At 46.3% G+C, this 17278-nt stretch carries 19 protein-coding genes, 1 other RNA gene and 2 pseudogenes; 8 read left to right on the forward strand and 14 right to left on the reverse strand.

Features of this window, described 5'->3' with window-relative positions; all coding sequences use genetic code 11:
• Positions 1-2: 2 nt before the first annotated feature.
• The 6 genes and pseudogenes from H5336_RS16950 to H5336_RS16975 form a co-directional block, all read right to left on the reverse strand.
• On the reverse strand, positions 3-755 hold the full coding sequence (locus tag H5336_RS16950; RefSeq protein WP_185235413.1) for a M48 family metallopeptidase: 753 nt from the start codon (positions 753-755) through the stop codon (positions 3-5).
• Positions 754-906: pseudogene (locus H5336_RS16955) on the reverse strand (IS4-like element ISCARN115 family transposase); the annotation flags it as partial. The pseudogene H5336_RS16955 and the gene H5336_RS16950, both read right to left, overlap by 2 nt.
• Positions 907-1820: 914 nt before the next feature.
• A complete protein-coding gene (locus H5336_RS16960) occupies positions 1821-2876 on the reverse strand; it encodes a hypothetical protein (RefSeq protein WP_185235414.1) in 1056 nt (351 codons plus the stop codon).
• Positions 2877-3529: 653 nt separating this feature from the next.
• On the reverse strand, positions 3530-4156 hold the full coding sequence (locus H5336_RS16965) for an IS30 family transposase (RefSeq protein WP_313557761.1): 627 nt from the start codon (positions 4154-4156) through the stop codon (positions 3530-3532).
• Positions 4157-4162: 6 nt separating this feature from the next.
• Positions 4163-4522, reverse strand: a complete 360-nt coding sequence (locus H5336_RS16970) for a helix-turn-helix domain-containing protein (protein WP_185235416.1) — start codon at positions 4520-4522, stop codon at positions 4163-4165.
• A gap of 212 nt (positions 4523-4734) precedes the next feature.
• On the reverse strand, positions 4735-5712 hold the full coding sequence (locus H5336_RS16975) for a hypothetical protein (protein ID WP_185235417.1): 978 nt from the start codon (positions 5710-5712) through the stop codon (positions 4735-4737).
• Positions 5713-6492: 780 nt separating this feature from the next.
• On the opposite strand from H5336_RS16975, the gene H5336_RS16980 reads away from it, so the two are divergent.
• From H5336_RS16980 to H5336_RS17005, 6 genes are all read left to right on the forward strand, one after another.
• Positions 6493-7215 (forward strand): DUF5655 domain-containing protein, encoded by a 723-nt coding sequence (locus H5336_RS16980; RefSeq protein WP_185235418.1) that lies wholly within the window; start codon positions 6493-6495, stop codon positions 7213-7215.
• A 154-nt stretch (positions 7216-7369) separates the two neighbouring features.
• Positions 7370-8002, forward strand: coding sequence for a lysozyme family protein (locus tag H5336_RS16985; protein ID WP_185235419.1), 633 nt, complete (start codon positions 7370-7372; stop codon positions 8000-8002).
• A complete protein-coding gene (locus H5336_RS16990; protein ID WP_185235420.1) occupies positions 7999-8748 on the forward strand; it encodes a hypothetical protein in 750 nt (249 codons plus the stop codon). Before H5336_RS16985 ends, H5336_RS16990 begins: the two co-directional genes overlap by 4 nt.
• A gap of 33 nt (positions 8749-8781) precedes the next feature.
• Positions 8782-9354 (forward strand): hypothetical protein, encoded by a 573-nt coding sequence (locus tag H5336_RS16995; protein ID WP_221628081.1) that lies wholly within the window; start codon positions 8782-8784, stop codon positions 9352-9354.
• 158 nt (positions 9355-9512) lie between these two features.
• Positions 9513-9890 (forward strand): Tse2 family ADP-ribosyltransferase toxin, encoded by a 378-nt coding sequence (locus H5336_RS17000; protein ID WP_185235421.1) that lies wholly within the window; start codon positions 9513-9515, stop codon positions 9888-9890.
• A complete protein-coding gene (locus H5336_RS17005; protein WP_185235422.1) occupies positions 9887-10120 on the forward strand; it encodes a hypothetical protein in 234 nt (77 codons plus the stop codon). Before H5336_RS17000 ends, H5336_RS17005 begins: the two co-directional genes overlap by 4 nt.
• A gap of 257 nt (positions 10121-10377) precedes the next feature.
• Here the strand turns inward: H5336_RS17005 and H5336_RS23890 are convergent, their stop codons facing one another.
• The 6 genes and pseudogenes from H5336_RS23890 to H5336_RS17030 all read right to left on the reverse strand — a co-directional run bounded on the left by H5336_RS23890 (position 10378) and on the right by H5336_RS17030 (position 14229).
• The gene (locus tag H5336_RS23890; RefSeq protein ID WP_376766550.1) at positions 10378-10761 is read right to left on the reverse strand and encodes a TOTE conflict system archaeo-eukaryotic primase domain-containing protein; all 384 of its coding nucleotides are present in this window, start codon (positions 10759-10761) and stop codon (positions 10378-10380) included.
• A 31-nt stretch (positions 10762-10792) separates the two neighbouring features.
• Positions 10793-11332: pseudogene (locus tag H5336_RS23895) on the reverse strand (TOTE conflict system archaeo-eukaryotic primase domain-containing protein).
• A complete protein-coding gene (locus H5336_RS17015; RefSeq protein WP_185235423.1) occupies positions 11322-11693 on the reverse strand; it encodes a helix-turn-helix domain-containing protein in 372 nt (123 codons plus the stop codon). The pseudogene H5336_RS23895 and the gene H5336_RS17015 overlap by 11 nt, the downstream one beginning before the upstream one ends.
• A 17-nt stretch (positions 11694-11710) precedes the next feature.
• On the reverse strand, positions 11711-12013 hold the full coding sequence (locus H5336_RS17020; protein ID WP_185235424.1) for a type II toxin-antitoxin system HigB family toxin: 303 nt from the start codon (positions 12011-12013) through the stop codon (positions 11711-11713).
• Between the two features lie 551 nt (positions 12014-12564).
• Positions 12565-12956: a transfer-messenger RNA gene (gene ssrA, locus H5336_RS17025) on the reverse strand.
• Between the two features lie 82 nt (positions 12957-13038).
• Positions 13039-14229 carry a helix-turn-helix domain-containing protein gene (locus tag H5336_RS17030; RefSeq protein ID WP_185235425.1) on the reverse strand — a complete coding sequence of 397 codons (1191 nt, stop codon included), beginning with the start codon at positions 14227-14229 and terminating at the stop codon, positions 13039-13041.
• Between the two features lie 131 nt (positions 14230-14360).
• Between H5336_RS17030 and H5336_RS17035 the strand changes: the two genes are divergently transcribed.
• Positions 14361-15038 (forward strand): DUF2306 domain-containing protein, encoded by a 678-nt coding sequence (locus H5336_RS17035; protein ID WP_185235426.1) that lies wholly within the window; start codon positions 14361-14363, stop codon positions 15036-15038.
• Between the two features lie 41 nt (positions 15039-15079).
• Here the strand turns inward: H5336_RS17035 and nrtS are convergent, their stop codons facing one another.
• On the reverse strand, positions 15080-15289 hold the full coding sequence (gene nrtS, locus H5336_RS17040) for a nitrate/nitrite transporter NrtS (protein ID WP_185235427.1): 210 nt from the start codon (positions 15287-15289) through the stop codon (positions 15080-15082).
• On the reverse strand, positions 15286-15762 hold the full coding sequence (gene smpB / locus H5336_RS17045) for an SsrA-binding protein SmpB (RefSeq protein ID WP_185235428.1): 477 nt from the start codon (positions 15760-15762) through the stop codon (positions 15286-15288). The genes nrtS and smpB overlap by 4 nt, the downstream gene beginning before the upstream one ends.
• A 150-nt stretch (positions 15763-15912) precedes the next feature.
• On the opposite strand from smpB, the gene H5336_RS17050 reads away from it, so the two are divergent.
• Positions 15913-17277, forward strand: coding sequence for a sodium-dependent transporter (locus H5336_RS17050; RefSeq protein ID WP_185235429.1), 1365 nt, complete (start codon positions 15913-15915; stop codon positions 17275-17277).
• Position 17278: the final 1 nt, after the last annotated feature.

Genomic DNA, 17278 nt, shown 5'->3' on the forward strand with positions numbered 1-17278 from the left:
GTTTATACACTCAGTCGTGTGGCATTGTCTTTCAGCCAACGTTTGCAATCTTTGTAATCAGGAATCACCTTCTCAACAGCCTTCCAAAACTTCGGTGAATGGTCGTGATGTTTTAGATGGCAAAGTTCATGAACAACCACATAATCAACAATGCGGTTAGGTGCCATCACGATTTTCCAGTTAAAAACAATATCCCCATTCACATGGCAACTTCCCCAACGGGATTTAAACGATTTAATGCCTACTGAACTGGGGGTGACGCCCATTAACTTGGCGTAACGCTGCGTCTTCTCTTGCAGGCGTTTTTCTGAAAGTGTGCGATACCAGTCTATAAGTGCCAGTTGAATGTGCTGGGATGTTGATTGGTGCTCTGGTAGTGCAACTGTAAGCCGCCCGTTAAGCAATTTAACGCTTTTGTTTTTAGCGCGAACAACTTTAAGGCGGTAGTTTTTGCCCATATACGAAAATGACTCTCCCGAAACATACTCTTTGGGTGTAACCGGTGAATACTGGCTTTGGATATAGAGTTTTTCTTTAATCCACTTAGTGCGCTTGGTAATGAGGTGCTCAAGTTTTTCTTGTGTCGTGCCTTCGGGGATGATGACCGACGTAAGGCCATTCTCAACCAGAATGGTCGCGGTTTTGATCTCGTCATGCTTATCAAAGAAGTCGACAATACGAGTGGCCTTGTCCAGCATATCCACTAGCGCCTTGGTTGTGGCAATAATCTCATCGTGAGAGGCTTCGTCTAGCATTAACAGCCCGTTGACAAGAGCGATCTGCCTGCATGGCTTGCGCTAAAAGCATTGATAACGTTTCCGTCGGGGGAAATAACCTTTCTCTATGATCGGGTAGTAAACTCTCGACGGTGTCTAACAATTTCGGTGCCGTTAGCACGTTAAAAAAGCTGATGGAATCTTGCTTAAACACCTGCTTCTGAATAATTTTTTGTTGATGCTGTCGTCGGTTATGTTTAGCATTCATGAAAAGCTGGCCCTTTGGTGGTGGCGAAGTCTTTTACGAGGTGGAACCCCGCCATTGGACCAGCTTTATTAATTTTAAATCAATAGGTTATAAGTTAAGTAAGTGTCATTCGGGTCAGGCCTTACATTTGACGCGCTATTTTTAATGTCCACTTTTGGCTGGTAAGTGTCCATTGAAAGCCACTTGCCAGTCAGTAGTTACTACACTCCCGTGTTCTCGGCCATTTCTAAAGGATCGTCTACTTCAATTCCAAGGTAGCGTACGGTGCTCTCGAGCATAGTGTGTCCCAGCAGTATTTGTATGGCGCGTAAGTTCTTTGTGCGCTTGTAGATACAAGTTACTTTAGTGCGTCTTAGGGGGTGTGTGCCATATTCCGAGGCATCTATACCGTGTAGTAGTATTTTGTTGGGTTCAAGTGTATGTGTGGGTGTCCCATCCCACTGCTACGACCCAAGCGTGATTGTGCAGCAGAGCTTTCGGAAGACGAGGTCATGTATTATTTTGCGCTTTTTTGGCATCACAAACAAAATGCTAACAAGGAGGTTACAGCATCGCTGAAGGGGTATTTACGGGGGAGGTTTTAAAAAGCCAGAAAGCAAGTGGGTGCTTTGGCGTAAAGGGGTGCACTGTGAGCGTGGAGCTAGCATGGGAGTGCGATCTAATGCTCCGCAATTGAGCAGGGCCGACAGTGTCTACCCTGCTTTACGAGTTTATGCGGCCCTAAGGCTTGACGCGCAATACCAATGACGCTGACTCCACTAGCTTGGAATATGTCCTCTTCACTGCCTTCATAAATTCAAAACCGCTAATTCCGGCTGAAGGGATCTCCATAAAAACTACTTACATATATTAATCGGTCCATACGGCCCCTGAACATAGCAATTAGTCGGTGTTGGTTTTGGTGTGGGTTCTGGTGTGGGTTCGGGATTCGACGGCGCACCACTGCAGAATCCATCAAGGTCGTGGTCATATCCGCCAGGAAGCCAGATAGAGCCGTAAGGACCGTTCACTGAACAGCTTCGATGAGGGTCGCAATAAGGGCGAACCGTATCGTGTACAAACTTTATTTTGAAGTCGTCCGTTATATTCAAGCTCACCGTGTTATTGACAATCGAAAACCTAATTTTTTCACCATTTGTGATATTCGCCAATTCATCTTTAATCTTTACGCCGTAATCGATGTTATTGTAAACATATAGATCATCGGGTAATTTCTGATTGAGGCCAAACAGCATTATATCAGTACTGCCTAATTGATCGTTGATGCTCTCCATACCAGAAACCACCCCTTCGCGCATTTCATCCTCTGCATACCCTTCCATATAATTTTTAATTATCGGAATAAAGTTAAAAATCCCATTCAATTCAGCGCTTATGCTTACTTGTGGCGGAGAACTCATTTCCAGGTTTTCGATTCGCCCACTAAATATATCGTAATCACCAGTCATCCATATTGGGGTCGTATTGGCATGCACTTCACCAGAGACAAGACCGAGAGTGTTTTCCATCTTAACATGTATGGATATATCGACTCCCATCCCTCCGGTTCGAACAGCTACAGACCCATTATTAAGGCCATCTAGCTCAATGGTAATTTCGCCATCTAGCTGCACATCAAGTTTGGTGAGGCTTACATAGCCCGGTAGAGCATCCAGTAATTTTTCTTGTAATCGACTATTCACCTGTGAACGAATTTCACTTCGAGCGTTAAAGGCCGATTCAGTTATTAAATTGAAATCGGGGTTGGTTTCACAATACTGCTGAATAGTTCCATTGTAGGGGATCTCTATATACCCTTTGGCTTCATAAGCTGAAACTACGCTTGAAGATAAAATAGTTAAAAATAGCAAGATTGACTGTGGTAATGCATTATCCTTAATGTAATTTATCATGAAAAATAATTCTCCTTAATAGATTTAAAGTGGAAACCTTACAATCATCGGTTTCGGCTACCCTTATAAGCAAAAATGTCATTCGATTGGGCTTGCTCGAAGACGAAAATACCACAACTTTACCAAAAAACACAGTGCCCAATCCGATATAAAGTGAACGTGTTATTTAACGGCTTTGCCGTTTAATATCAATCAAGCTGTGCAAGCCATAAGCCATAAGCCATAAGCCATGCCATTCTTCTTAGGCAAAGAGTAAACGTACGCCAAGGATGCAAGCCTAAATGTGCATAACGTTTTACACATGAAACAGAACTTTAAAAACGTATTCATAATATCCGTGGACAATGAAAAATTATCGGACAGCCATATTAAGGGAATCGAACTATATTGGCCAGCTTCAAGATTAAAGTGCACCGGCAGCACAAGTTAACTACTTTTTAGTTTCTGGATCAATGGTTTGCTTATACCAATCGACACTAAGAGATAGTTGTTTTGTGTTTTAGCTCTTGGGGCTTGCCGCCCCAAACCCCGCAGGTATTTTTGGACAAGTTAATCCTGCTGTACTACGCTAAATTAGCGGTACAGGCTGAGGAGCCGATGGCCGTGACAAGTTGAGGCCGACAGAAATTAATTTCTAGTCGGCCTTTTTCATTCTAGGCTGAGCTTATTGGAAGATCTTTGCGATACTGTTCGTATACTTCGAGTGGTGTTCGGTAATTAAGGCATTTTCTTGGGCGAGAGTTTAGAATATGTTCAATCTCTAATATTTTCTTATCTGAAATTTGAGTGATATCGGTCTTTTTGGGTAAGAAACGACGAATTAAGCCATTCACTTGTTCGACAGCACCTTTTTCCCGTGAGTGGTAAGCCTGACAAAAAAACGAGTCGCATTTTAGCTGATCATTAGTTTTTAAGTGGTTAGAGTTTTCGGTTCCGTTGTCATAAGTAATGGATTTTACGAAATCGCATGGGTGGTGAATAAGCTTGTTTACAAGGGCCTTTTCCGTTTCTTCTGCCGTTTTTGCATTCAACTTAGTGATATGAACCATGCGAGTACAGCGCTCAATAACAACGTTACAGCCAGGTTTTTGACCTGCAGAGATGATGGAGTCACTTTCCCAGTGACCAAATTCAAGTCGGTCATTGATTATTTCGGGGCGCTCTAGGATGGATGTTTTGTTGTTGATTGCTTGCTTGTATTTTCTAGCAGGATATTTCTTTTTACGTTTTTTGTGTTTTCGTGCCAAACAGGAAATTAGTTCAGGTGCTTCTTTGTAAATGTATTGTTAGATTGTTTCATGGCAAATATAGGGTAGAGTTTCATGGTGCTTTAAACGGCCTGAGATTAGCTCTGGTGTCCATCCTATCTTGAGTTTTTCAATGACGTAGCCTTGAGTGTTGCTACTTTTCAGGTTTTCCCGTTGCGCTCTAACCCTCATTTTCCGCTCATACATCGATTGGGCAAGGTGTGGGTACCAGGTTGGTACATAGTAGCTTGAGATATTGCGTTTCAGTTCTCGTGAAATTGTAGAGTGAGAACGACCGAGTCTGCGAGCAATCTCTCGAATGGGTATGCTGTGGTAGTGATGCCAATTAAACATTAATTGCCGTTCGTGAAGTGACAAATGTGAATAAAGAAGTCCCATATTTATCTCCAGTTATCAGATACTTAGAGTTTAGGTGGTGCACTTCGAATTTGAATAAGGCTTGCAGGATTTTTCAATTAAGGCGTTGTTCTTGCTCCCCGCTGAGTGCAAGATCTATTCTGACGTGAAAAACAGAATTTATTAAAATTTAAAACGAGACTATTCCTTTCTCAGAGAGAAAGTGAGGCGGGGCTTAATATCGGTTGGGGATTTTAGTGGAGTATCGCTTCACAATTGGCGTAAGCCGGTCTTCTTTGCAGTCCTAATGTTTTTGCTGCAAGCATTAGCTTCTCCTTACAGCCAACCAAACTTTTGAATTTGGATTCAAACTGGGTGGTCAGTACAAGCCATTCACGGCTGGAGATGTTGAGTCGCTCTAGAATGGGGGGTAAGTTATTGTCGATAAAGCCACGCTTGTCTTCACGAATAGCCCTTCCGGTAATATCTACAAGCTGCACGTAATCTTGTAGATGAAAGGGTAGGCCTTGGGGCATGGGTTCTCTTGGGTTACCCACAAATTCGGCGAGCTTTAACGGTTGTGGGTTATTAGTCTCTTGGTTTTCAATACGGCGTTTTATTGAGGTGTGGTCAGAGCTTTCTGGTGTCTTGGCCATTCTGGCTCGAATGGGGTTCAAATCCACATAGGCCATACAGGCGGCTAAGGCTTTTTCATCGAGTAAGGCTTGTGACTTAAATCGGCTTTCCCAGAAGCGTCCTGTACATTGATCTTCGGCGTTGGCCATACGGGCAATGGGTTCGTTTAAGGCCCACATCCAGCGGCTGATATTGGCCAGCTCAAGGCGCCAGTGGTCCAGTTTTTCTTTAACGGCAAGCCATTGGGCTTCGTCGAGTAGCTCACCCTTTAAAAATTTCTGTGTTAAGAGGGTGCCCTTGTAAAGCTTGTGCCAGCGTTCGCATACTTCTAGGTCCGTCAGGCTTTGGGCTTCAGCATTATTAATGTGTAACACTACATGGTGGTGGTTACTCATTACGGCGTAGGCACACACGTCAATGCAGAAAATCTCACCCAAAAATAGAATACGGTCTTCAACCCATTGCCGACGATGCTCGTAATCCTTGCCCGTTAACGAATCCAGTCCACAGAGAAAGGCTCTGCGTACACAGCGAGAGGTGCAGTGGTAGTAGGGGGTAGCATCTAGGGAGATTTGTTGCTTCCTTGGGCGGGGCATTGCTCGTTCCTTGAGTTGCTTTATGCTGTTGTAATGTACAGTAGTTTGCGGCGGGATTCAAGTGTTAATGTGGGTGTCCAAAAGCGCATAACTTCCAAAAGCGCATAACTATTGCGGCACCCCAAATGGCGGGGTAAACAAGTGCGACTTTTAGACCAATGGCTAGTGCAGTAACTATGAGCCCATTGAAATATGACGCATCTGATTATTGGGTCCGTTAGCCGTGGAAATGTCAAATGTAAAGCTTGACCCTTCTGGTTTCTATGGCATTGATTTATAAGGTTTTATTTTTATCCTCTCCCTAGCAGTACTACTTTCAGCACTACTAAACAGAAGAATCAGCCAGGTGATGGGCCTGTAGTGAATGCGCCGGAACAATGATCAAATTTTAGCCTGTTGATATAGCTATCTGTATGTCCTTACCTCATTCCTCCTGCACGGTGCATTGCCGCAGATCAACTCTCGGAATGCAGCGCTGGCGATTGGGTCGAGTTGGAGGGCGAGTTTGTTGCCACAAATAGTAAGCCAGATGCAGAAGCCGTTTTTTGTGTCTCAAAAGTGGCGATCAAAAAACGAACATGCAGACCTAAACAAGTTGCTGGCGCAAAAAGCTACGTGCCACTCAGCGAACGTCTAAACCTTTGACTTACATGGCTATATTCCCATGCGTTCAACAACATTAATAGTAAAGCCAAGCCATATTTGGTACTTTTGTTGGTAATCAAAATAATACGCTTGGAAAGCCGTTTAGGCTTTCCGCTGCCAAGGTTACCGAAGTACATGACAAGCACACCTAACACCAACTTTTCCCAAACCGCCGCCTACATTTGGCAACTTGCCGACCTGCTGCGCGGCGATTTGGTGATGAAAGCGTTTGGTGAAGAGGTGGCCGACAATATTGAGTGGGGTGGTTCTCGTCTAATTTGTATCGCAGCGGATTTTAATAAGTACGATGAACATGCAGTACAACAAATAGACCGCAATATTGAGTTAATGCGTTATCGCTACTTTGGTGACGAGTTGTTATTGCTGGAGTTGGTGAATGCGCAAACCGCAAGCCAGTCCGCCCCTAAAAAAGTAGTGGTAACTGCCGCGGAATCCATACTCGAAGACACGCCTAGACCTGTAACAGCAAAAAGAAAAGATGATCACGAAAGCCGGAAAGCTCAAGCAAGCGAGGAATTACTCGCACTCTACGAGAGTGTATGCGATTTAGTGGATGGCTTGGGTGATGATGTGCAACGCAAGGAACTTATGCTCTACACGGCGTTTAAGCGTAAAAAAAACTTTGCCAGCGTGATGGTATGGTCACCTCAGCGTGACCCCAAAATTTTGGTTTACCTTAAACTTTCTCCGAGTGATGTGGAGCTAAAAGAGGGCTTTACCAGCGATGCCAGCAACAAGGGCCATTGGGGTACGGGTGACCTGGAAGTCTCAATACGCTCTGCCGAGGATTTAGAAAAAGCCAAGTCGCTTTTTGAAATAAGTTACTGGGGCATATAAAAAGGAAAAAAATCATGGGTAAGGCCAACCAAATCACCTTTCAAAATGACATGTTTTCGTGGTTAGCGCCAGAGCCTTTAATCAACAGCTTGACGAATATCTCTGTAAAAAATCACTACGAATATATCGGTTAATAAACAAAAAGGGACTATTTATGCCACTCAATAGCAAAGTAAAAGCCGTTGTAGAAAAGAAGTTGGAAGAGTACGAAGGGCGTTACGATCACATGTACCTGGATAGTAAAAGTAAGGTTACTGTCGGTGTTGGGCATTTAATTGCCAATAGGAATGCTGTGGGCACTATTACGATGTATACCGTAAAAAATAAGCTGCCGTCCACACTTGCTTCGCTTAAACAAAAACAGGATGAGTACGACGCGATTGCCAAGCAGAAGAAAAACTACAAGGCCAGTTGGTATAAGCAGCACACCAGCCTGGTAATGAAAGATACCGATATTAATACCCAGCGTAACAAGCACGTTACCACTTTTTATAGCGAGCTTTCGGGTATGTATACAAAAGCCAAAGGCTTTGCCTCCGGCTTTGATGATATGCCAGAGAGCGTACAGAAAGCCCTGTTTGATATGATATTTAACCTGGGGCAAACCAAACTACGCACCACCTTTACCAAGTTTAATGAGGCCGTCAAGAAAGAAAAATGGGATGAGGCCGCCAAGCAATGTAACCGGCCAGACGTGAATGCCGCACGCAATAATTATGTAAAGGGCTTGTTTAACGAAGCCCATAAGGCCAGCCCAAAATCCACAACACAGGTGCCAAAGCCATGAAAAGCGTGAATAAACAATCATATTTTCGCTCCCGCGCGGTAGTTTGGGAGCTAGCGCAAGTTGTTAAAGCTTTATTCGCTGCGGCTCTTTGTTTGTTCGCAGTAGGGGCATGCACCTCTGCACCCGAGTCGACAAAAATAAAACATGCACCAATCCTCAACGAGGAAGAATTTACCGGTTTGCAAAGCTTGGGAGATAACCTAGGAAGCATCCAGTTGAACTACGCGCTAGATTCCTTCAATGGTGAAGAACTGACATTTACTTCCTGCACAGCGGTTACTGCGACGAAAGAGAGTGCTATAGACCCATCCCAATTTCATTTACTTCAGTTGATGAAAGTGAACTGCACAGCAGCGGAATATTACTTTGCTGCCTTAAGTAATGGTGATGCACTCAGCGCATTCCCCGCCGCATTCACGGAAAGCTTTGTAAAAAGCCTGCCGGGCCTTGCTGTTCCAAACTTGGGTGGCGAGTCAATGGAGAATAGAGAAGGCACGCTTGCAGAGGCGGAACCTACTCTGCAACTGCTTAACTTAAGCGGAAATGCAGCCGAGCTGGCACTGGCGGGTGATTTGATTGTGAACTACCTGATTATGGCACGTGGTGATTTCGATAAAGATGGCCACGAAGACCTTTTACTGCGGCTGGACTGGTATATAAACACGGCGTTTGGCAAAGGCTTCGATCTTATTATGCTGAGCCAGACCCCAACGGATACACAGCCCAAAATTGCATGGCGCAAGTAATCTAATCCGTGTTTTGTAAATAAGGAAGGTGCCATGAGCAAGGCCAGCGAACTGACGTTTCAAAATGACATGATTCAGCAGCTAGTCAACAAGGGTTGGCTGTTAGGTAATGGCGAAGGCTACAACCGCGAGCTGGCCCTGTATGAAGAAGATGTACTGGGTTTTGTAAAAGACTCCCAATACGCGCAATGGCAAAAGTATTGTGCCCTTTACCCGAACAATGCCCAGCATAAGTTTTTACAGCGCGTTGCCACACAACTTAATAACGCCGACCCCAATGCCGCCAATAGGGAAATGCGTACCTTCGGCACATTGGGCGTGTTGCGCCACGAAATTCGAGACCGAGGTACGCGCTTTAGCCTTTGTCAATTTAAGCCGGAGCACGACCTAAACCCCGATACACTCGCCCGCTACCAACAGAATCGCTTGCGCGTGGTACCAGAGCTGGTTTATAGCCCGTGGGCGAGTGATGCCCACTTACAGGAAACGGGCGCAAAAGCGAAAAGTTGGCGTATTGATTTGGTGTTGGAACACTACAGTAAGCTTTCACCCAAATACCGAACGTTGCTGCCGTTAAAGCAAATTTACGTGGCGGATTTGGGTTAAACAGTACATTACGATTGGGTATGAAATACTATGAAAAATGCTGAATAGCCGCTATATCTGTTTTTTTGGGGCGAGTAGCGGTAAGCCTAGAAGACATGAAAAAAGTTAGAAATCCCCAAAACTATATTTGATCCATTAAATGACGTAAGGAATATGCCATGTTTCCAAAAGAGTTTTATATTTTACCCGAAGAGTTGTTTCGCTTAGGCAATTCTCATCATTCGAAACTTTCGAATGTTCGTTCTAGAGACGTCGATACCCTTGAAATCAACGGCATTACAGTTATTAGAGCCAACGGAAAAGGCATTAGCGTATTTGATAAAGCAGGCATTAATGAGTCGCCTATGACGGGCTGGGTTTGGCGATTCCCTCCGAATACAAAGCCCCCGGTGGGATTAAAGTTGGTGCAGGACAAACCCCATCATTTTTGTATAGCCCCTACGCAAAATATGCCGGTAGACAAGTACAAGGGCTTGCTAGAGGAAATGGCGCTAAGAGCCTCACGAGTCTTCAAAAAGGAAGGTAAAGCCGTATGAGCGCTTTTAAATTGGAGTTCGTCGAATCCGAATTGAAAATTGTGCTGGAATCACTAACGGAGATGGAAAGCCGTATGGCAACGGTGTGTGCAACCTCCGATGACGAAGATGAAATTGCCGATATTGGCAATGACCTGATAGAGCTACGCCTGCTATTGAAATCGCTAAAAGAAAAGGCTGTTGATCAGTATGGCGACAATATTGTTAATTTTTCGCGCGAATCTCTGTGAATAACCAATGATGTAACGGCTAGCGTGAAAAATAAAAGAGCAATTTAAGGACATCCAATAACTTGACATTACGGAGCATGGTAATAGCCGCAGGGGGCGGCATTCTTGTCATTAGGGGGGGAGGAGCCGGAGCCCAGTTTTTTCGATCCATGTAGGACGATTTTATTTTCGGGTGTGAAAATGCAAAAAGGCCGGAGTGAACCGGCCTTTGAATTAGTCTTCTTTCTTGTGAACCTTAAAGTGTTAGTGTGGGTGTCCTATATTGACCGTTCGAGTCGCCTTAACCTTGCGGCTAATGCACTTGGTATTCCACTCAAATCGAAATAGACATGATTTGCGAGCGTGATCGATACCGCTTTCGGAGGGTTTTCGAATTTGATCGGTTTTGCCTTGGCGGTCACCTCCCATGGTGGTCGGTTCTCAATAACTTTTTGTTCTTTAAACAGGGCTGAATTCGGCGATATCTGTGTCAGTAGTTTTGTTAGTGTATTGTGAGAAATAGAATCAAGTTTAGCCAAGTGTTGCCATTGGTCTGGGATGACTTTTAGATCGTTATCAACAAAGGAGCTGTTGCCCGATAAGCGTGCTTCTTTCTGAAGTGGTAGAGCGATTAAATTACCAAAGCCTCCCTCTGGTAAAATATCTTGATTGGGAAAAAGTCGATCATAGGAATCAAACGTTCACTTCTTCTCGCCATTGGCCTTTATCAAAATCGGCGGCGAGGAAATAATAAGTGTTGTCGCGCATTAAAGGGTAGAGCCCCGCCACTTGTTGCCCAGCTAAATGACTATAAATGACCTGGTCATTTAATTCTGTGAATTGTCGGTGATTGCAGTCCTGGCATTTGATGCGAGGTTTGTTGCAGATACCCTGTACCCATTCATTCGCGCCGTCCATGGCGCTCACCTTTCAGGCAGCTAAAGCTGTGCAAAACGGCTTTCCTGCGGTTTTGTCGTTATTGCAGGCGACAGAGTAACCACTGCGACCTTGTTTGTTTTGCCAGCGGTTGGCAAATATATCCGTTCGCCCACGAAACAAACCTCTGAAAATGGTGATCATCTGTTCTGGCGTATAAGAGTTTGAGTCGGGCGAAATTGGCGAGGGCTGTTGAAGTTGCTCTCTGAGAGCTAGAAGCTGGTTTTTCTCCTCTTCAAGCTCAGAGAGTCTCGCATTAATCCCAATAATGCTTTGAGGCTTTGCGCTATAAGGCATGTGCTTGCGGCGGCTTGATCAGGGATTCCGCTGGAATGCCTAATCCCTCATGCAGCTTCCAAATCATTTTCAGTGTGAGTGAGCGTTTATGGTTGAGAATCTCATACACACGATTACTCTTACCAATCATGGGTTCAAGATCTTTTATCGTTAGACCTTTTCGCTCCATTTCGAACTTGATGGCTTCAACAGGATCAGGCAGTTCCATAGGGAAATGCCTAGCCTCATAAGCTTCGATAAGCGTGACCATTACATCCAGCTTTTCACCTTCAGGTGTGTCAGGGCCTGCCATCATTAGGCTTTCAATTTCTACTAATGCCGCTCGATAGTCGGCATCGGTTTTGATTGGTTTGATGTCCATAGTTATTCCTCCGGCCATTAAATAGTTTGTACATCAATCTTGTCATACTGAGCATGAGTGCCGATGAATCGTATATAGATCACACGGTAGGAGTAATTGATCCATACGACTAGTCGATAATTGTTCCCTGCAATATTGAAAACTACACGCCCGTCTTTGAGGATGCTGGCATTTCTGAAGTCCTGCTTAACGTCAGTAGGCGCGCTCCAGTCAGCCACTAATGCATGTCGATACCAAGCGAGTGTTGACTCTTTAGCATCCATATATTCTGGCTTCTCTTCCCAGAAAGCTTTCAGTGTCGATAGGGCAATGATTCTCATACGATTAATGGTAGTCCCAATTTGGGACTTGATCAACTAAAATATACTGGAGAATCAATATGAATGAATATCAATCACTTATGACGCAAAGGGAGCTTTGTAATCGTTGGCAGGTAAGCGAAGCGACGCTTGAGTGAAGGCGGTCCGAGGTATTGGGCCAATTTACGTAAAGTTGGGCGGTCAGGTCAGGTCAGGTCAGGTACAGGCGCGAAGATGTGCAGGAGTATGAGACCAGTTGCTTGCGAAAAAGTACGTTTGAGGTTGTTTAAGTGCCCGTAGTGGAGGACCCTCACTAGCCCGCATTTTCTGATAGTCAAATAGCGGGTTAATAAAAAGCCCTAATGGCCGGTGAAGGCTCATTAGGGCTTAAATAATTGGTGGAGGCGGGGGGATTGGTTCTAGCACATCCCTGTGCTCGACCGCTGCGTGGCGACCTGACGGTCGACCAAAATTGCTCCCGGCAATTTAGTGAACCCCGCGAATTGAGTTCAAAAACCCCAGATCTCGGCCAATAAAAAACCCCACCATCTTGCGATGGTAGGGTTTTGTATTGGTGGAGGCGGGGGGATTTGAACCCCCGTCCGTCAGTTCTCTCTCCGCGGCTCTACATGCTTAGTTTCCGTCAATTAATTTAACTCCTCTACAGCCCGACGGGCAGGACGTAGTGAGCGAGTTCGCTTTAGGTTTTGCAATGTCATCACGATCAGAATGACACAGCTATCCAGTTCTATATGACAGTCGTTAGCGCGGTACTGGCACCTTGCTAAAGACCGCTAGCGGCGAACCACTAGAAGGTGCTTCACAGGCTACTTACGCAGCTAGTTGGGCACCGTAGTTGTCATCATTGGCAACTGTTAGTTTGCAGCTTTGGATTAACGTGATTGGCTACCATCACGACATGCACCTTGGGCTTTGATACCGGCGTCGAATCCTAATCGCCCCCGTACTCTCCAGTTTTAACTGGGGAGCTTTTCAGTATACCGCAATATGGAAAGGTTCTGTGGTTTTTCCTGTTAATTGGGGCATTAATGGGTGTTGGAAGTGTTGCGTTTGCGGTATTCGCTGGGGGTGTGTCCGGTTTCACTTTTAAAGGCTTTGTAAAACGAGGAGCGGGCGTTGAAGCCTACGTCCATGGCAATGTCTAGCACGGTCTTCTGGGCTTGCAATACCTCGGGTATGGCGTGTTGAATTCGCCAGCCGTTTACATAGTCGTAGAAGGATTTATCGAGGGTTTCGTTAAGGGTTTGGGAGAGGTAGTTGGGGGATACCTGTATTTCTAATGCCAATTTTTGTAGCGAGAGAGTGGAGTCTAGGTAAAGTTTTTGACCGCCCATGGCGTGTTCCACTTTTTCCGCAATGCGTTCTAGTTGTTGCTCTTGTAAGCCCGATTTTTGGTATTTTTCACTAATGCTGTTGTTGCCATTGGTTTCCGGGTGGCTTTCTGTTGGTACTAGGTAACGGCCTTCAAAGCCCGGCTTTTGGTGTAAGCCAAATAGGGAGAGGCTCCAAAGCAAGACAAAGTGCATGACGGCCATAAGGTCTATCGGCAGTGGTAGTGATTGGTTTGAAAGCAATGGAATGCTAAAAAACATTGAAAGTACCCAGGTGCCAGCGAGTACCGCTACAGCCCAGCTTAGCCAGTGCAGCTCGCGTTTTTCGTTGTTGGCGAACAGGTTTTTTAGGCTGGCTCTATAGCGAATAAGTGTAATAAGAATACGGACAACATATACGCCAGAGAGAAACAGCCACAACACCATGAGTGCAAAAGCACCTATCACCACAAGCTGCGGCCAACCGGCGGGAGGGGCGGCATCGCTGTTGAATATTTGTTCCAGGGTTTCTTTTGGTAGTGTTGCCAGTAGCACTGACGCTAATAGCGCTAAGCCTGCGGGTAGTAAGTGCCAGCGGGTTTGTTGGCGGAGATACCAGGGGGTAGGTGAGGTAACGGCTTTGGTATAGAGCCACAAGCTTGCGGGCATCAGCAGGTAGCAGGGCAGCCATATGGCGAGGCCGTAGAGTTCCAGCGTTGGGTAAAACTCAATAAATGCTGGCAAGCCGTTGGCAATGCCGCTGCAGATTAGAAAGACCACTAAGGGGAGGTGGGCAGGCGAGTTGTGATTGTTAAATAGCAGCAAGGGCACGCTAAGGGATAGCACGCCGAGAGCGGCTATGAGTAGGGTGAACGTTGTTAGGCTGTGAGCGTATTCCATTTCCATGGGTAAATTATACGTACTTCAGCAAGGCTGGCGTGTCCGAGCTAGCAGGCGCGGACGATAGTGGCGGGTATTGTGTGGAAACTGGGTGTGTATTCTTGTTTCACGTAACAACCCCGCATGAGGAACCTTGTATGCGATTCCACCTTAAAGCTTATATATCACCTGCACTGCTCTTCTTGCTTGGCACCATTACAGTTGCGTTTGGCGCGTTGCAAATGCGCTTGCTGCAGCAGGGGGATGTTGGAACCCAAAGCGCGATGGCGAGCGCCCATTATCTCTCTATGCCTTTTCCTATTGTTGTGCACATTATTGCGGGCAGTTTGTTCAATTTGCTGATGCCTTTGCAGTTCGTTTCGCTATTGCGAGAGCGGTTGCCGCGTTTTCATCGTTGTCTTGGCCGCTGCCTAGTGGTGTGCGCGCTAGCGTTTGGTTTGAGTGCTTTGTGGATGAACAGTGTTTACCCGCAGTATGGCGGTTCGGCCAAGTACTGGGGTATTTTGGCCCATTGTTGTGTGCTTATAGGTTCACTGGTGCTAGCTGTTATGGCTATTCGAAAGAAGCAGGTAGAACGGCACAAGGTTTGGATGATGCGAATGACAGCCGCAGCCTTAAGCCCCGCCACCCAGCGTTTGTTTTTTGTGCCTGCGGTGATGGTGTTTGGTGAAAGTATTGTTACCGATGTGGTTATCGGCGGGGTAATTTGGTTTGGTTTAATTGTGAATTTGGCTTTTGTTGAATACTTGTTATTTCGCTCTGGCGGTTCTGAACAACGGCCTTGCCGTGGCGCGATACCCGCCGAATTGTCTTAGGTTGTTGGGTTTGTACAGGCTTTAATTGTTGGCTTGAGTGTTTATTGTTTGGCTTTAAGGGCCGACCAAGCGCTGTAGGTTGCTACTGCGTAGGGCACGAAATAGGTAAGCGCCAGTTTTAACCAGTCGGTGGAGAGCATGGCGCCGGTTAGCATTTTGTCGCCGTAATTGATTATTGCGAGTAGGGTGCCAACGATTAAGGCTATTTTGATTGAGCGGCGATGAAGCAGCCAGATGGGGCTTTTTGTCATCGGTTATCGGCCGACATAATGCGCTGCTTCTGCTTGTTCCAATCTTTCTCTTTTTCGGTCTGCCGCTTGTCGTGCTGCTGCTTACCCTTGGCAATGGCTACTTCACATTTAACTAAGTGGTTTTTCCAATACAGGGCGGTGGCGACAATGGTGTGCCCTTTTTGAGTGGTTGCTTCGAGCAGTTTGTCTAGCTCGCGCCTGTGCATTAGCAGTTTTCGGGTGCGGGTGGGCTCCGTTACGAAGTGGGTAGAGGCCTGTGGTAGTGGGCTGATTTGTGCCCCCAGCAGCCAGGCTTCGTTTTTGTTAAAAATAACGTAGCTTTCGGTGAGCTGGCCCCTGCCTGCGCGCAGCGCTTTTACTTCCCAGCCGGCGAGCGCAACGCCCGCTTCAAAACGGTCGGTAATAAAAAAGTCGTGTCGCGCTTTACGGTTTTGCGCGATGGTGTTGCTTCCGGGTTTTTTCTTCTTAGCCATGGCGGCGGATTATAGGGGGTGCGGGGTGTTGGGGCTAGTAAATTAGCGTGGTAGAGCTCTTCAACTTGTTCCGGCCTTAAGTTTGGCCCGGTTTACCGCTACAATCGGCTCAGATCTTTATCCGAATAAGAAAATCTCCTGGGGGGAGTAATGGATCAACGAAAGATGCACGGCATGTGGGGCAGCCGCTGGACCTTTATTCTGGCGGCCACGGGTTCTGCTGTGGGCTTGGGTAATATTTGGAAATTTCCGTATATTGCTGGCGAAAACGGTGGTGGTGCGTTTGTGCTGGTGTATCTGGTTTGTATCGCGCTTGTGGGTATTCCGGTGATGATGGCCGAGGTGTTGATTGGCCGTCGGGGGCGCATGAGCCCTATTAACGCTATGCGCTACGTTACCCGCGAGGCCGGGTTGCACAGTGGCTGGACCAGTATTGGCTGGATGGGCGTGCTGGCGGGCTTGATGATTATGGCGTTTTACAGCGTGGTAGCCGGCTGGGCACTGAATTATGTGGTGGAGGCTGGTTCAGGCGCTTTTAACGGTACTTCAGGCGAGATTGCTGGCGGTGCATTTGGTGAATTTTTGCAGGATAAGAGCAAGCTTACCCTTTGGCATTCTTTGTTTTCGGTTATGACTTTGGTCGTGGTGGCGGCTGGTGTGACGCGGGGCTTGGGCATGGTTGCGCGGGTACTTATGCCGTTTCTGTTTGTGGTGCTAATTTTGCTTCTTGCTTATGGCTTCAAAAATGGCGATTTCGGCGCGGCATTTAATTTCTTATTTGATTTTAAATTCGACAAACTGACTTGGGGTGGAGTGCTGGTTGCACTTGGCCACGCCTTTTTCACCTTGAGCTTAGGTATGGGCGCGATAATGGCTTACGGCGCGTATATGCCAGGTCATGCCAGTTTGGGGCGCACGATTATTACGGTAGGGCTGCTGGATACGCTAGTGGCGTTAATTGCCGGTATGGCTATTTTCCCCATTGTGTTTGGTACCCCAGGCTTAGAGGCCGGTGCCGGGCCGGGGTTGATGTTTGTTAGCTTGCCCGTTGCTTTTGGCAATATGGCGGCAGGACAGTTGTTTGGCACTTTGTTCTTTGTGTTGGTTGCGGTTGCTGCTTGGAGTTCGGCTGTATCGTTAATTGAGCCTGGGGTCGCCTGGCTGGTGGAGTCGAAAAAGTTTAACCGTATTACGGCAACAACTGCGCTTACGCTTCTGGCTTGGTTGGGGGGCATGGGGTGTATTTGGTCGAATAACTGGTTGGAAGATAAGCCTGCGGGTGTGTATGTTTTTGAATCGCTCGATTTCCTCACGTCTCAAATCATGTTGCCGTTGGGCGGCTTGTTTATTGCAATTTTTGTGGGTTGGCTTATGCGCCGTGCCATTGTGTGTTCAGAAATGGATGCGGAGGGGCATCCACTGTTTGACATCTGGTTATTTGTGGTGCGCTATGTATCGCCTATTTTGATTGCGATTGTGATGATCCTCAGTTTGTACAATAAGTTTGTTGCGTAAT

It is taken from the genome of Teredinibacter franksiae (assembly GCF_014218805.1).
Taxonomy (GTDB): Bacteria; Pseudomonadota; Gammaproteobacteria; order Pseudomonadales; family Cellvibrionaceae; genus Teredinibacter; species Teredinibacter franksiae.

What these genes read in the sequence shown, in the direction of transcription:
- H5336_RS16980 (WP_185235418.1), top strand. Translation starts at nt 6,493, where the DNA reads ATGACAAGCACACCTAACACCAACTTTTCCCAAACCGCCGCCTACATT.
- smpB (WP_185235428.1), bottom strand. Translation starts at nt 15,762, where the DNA reads ATGGCTAAGAAGAAAAAACCCGGAAGCAACACCATCGCGCAAAACCGT.
- H5336_RS17030 (WP_185235425.1), bottom strand. Translation starts at nt 14,229, where the DNA reads ATGGAAATGGAATACGCTCACAGCCTAACAACGTTCACCCTACTCATA.
- H5336_RS16985 (WP_185235419.1), top strand. Translation starts at nt 7,370, where the DNA reads ATGCCACTCAATAGCAAAGTAAAAGCCGTTGTAGAAAAGAAGTTGGAA.
- H5336_RS17015 (WP_185235423.1), bottom strand. Translation starts at nt 11,693, where the DNA reads ATGGACATCAAACCAATCAAAACCGATGCCGACTATCGAGCGGCATTA.
- H5336_RS17005 (WP_185235422.1), top strand. Translation starts at nt 9,887, where the DNA reads ATGAGCGCTTTTAAATTGGAGTTCGTCGAATCCGAATTGAAAATTGTG.
- H5336_RS16950 (WP_185235413.1), bottom strand. Translation starts at nt 755, where the DNA reads ATGCTAGACGAAGCCTCTCACGATGAGATTATTGCCACAACCAAGGCG.
- H5336_RS16975 (WP_185235417.1), bottom strand. Translation starts at nt 5,712, where the DNA reads ATGCCCCGCCCAAGGAAGCAACAAATCTCCCTAGATGCTACCCCCTAC.
- H5336_RS16990 (WP_185235420.1), top strand. Translation starts at nt 7,999, where the DNA reads ATGAAAAGCGTGAATAAACAATCATATTTTCGCTCCCGCGCGGTAGTT.
- H5336_RS17050 (WP_185235429.1), top strand. Translation starts at nt 15,913, where the DNA reads ATGGATCAACGAAAGATGCACGGCATGTGGGGCAGCCGCTGGACCTTT.
- nrtS (WP_185235427.1), bottom strand. Translation starts at nt 15,289, where the DNA reads ATGACAAAAAGCCCCATCTGGCTGCTTCATCGCCGCTCAATCAAAATA.
- H5336_RS16960 (WP_185235414.1), bottom strand. Translation starts at nt 2,876, where the DNA reads ATGATAAATTACATTAAGGATAATGCATTACCACAGTCAATCTTGCTA.
- H5336_RS17035 (WP_185235426.1), top strand. Translation starts at nt 14,361, where the DNA reads ATGCGATTCCACCTTAAAGCTTATATATCACCTGCACTGCTCTTCTTG.
- H5336_RS17000 (WP_185235421.1), top strand. Translation starts at nt 9,513, where the DNA reads ATGTTTCCAAAAGAGTTTTATATTTTACCCGAAGAGTTGTTTCGCTTA.
- H5336_RS16995 (WP_221628081.1), top strand. Translation starts at nt 8,782, where the DNA reads ATGAGCAAGGCCAGCGAACTGACGTTTCAAAATGACATGATTCAGCAG.
- H5336_RS16970 (WP_185235416.1), bottom strand. Translation starts at nt 4,522, where the DNA reads ATGGGACTTCTTTATTCACATTTGTCACTTCACGAACGGCAATTAATG.
- H5336_RS17020 (WP_185235424.1), bottom strand. Translation starts at nt 12,013, where the DNA reads ATGAGAATCATTGCCCTATCGACACTGAAAGCTTTCTGGGAAGAGAAG.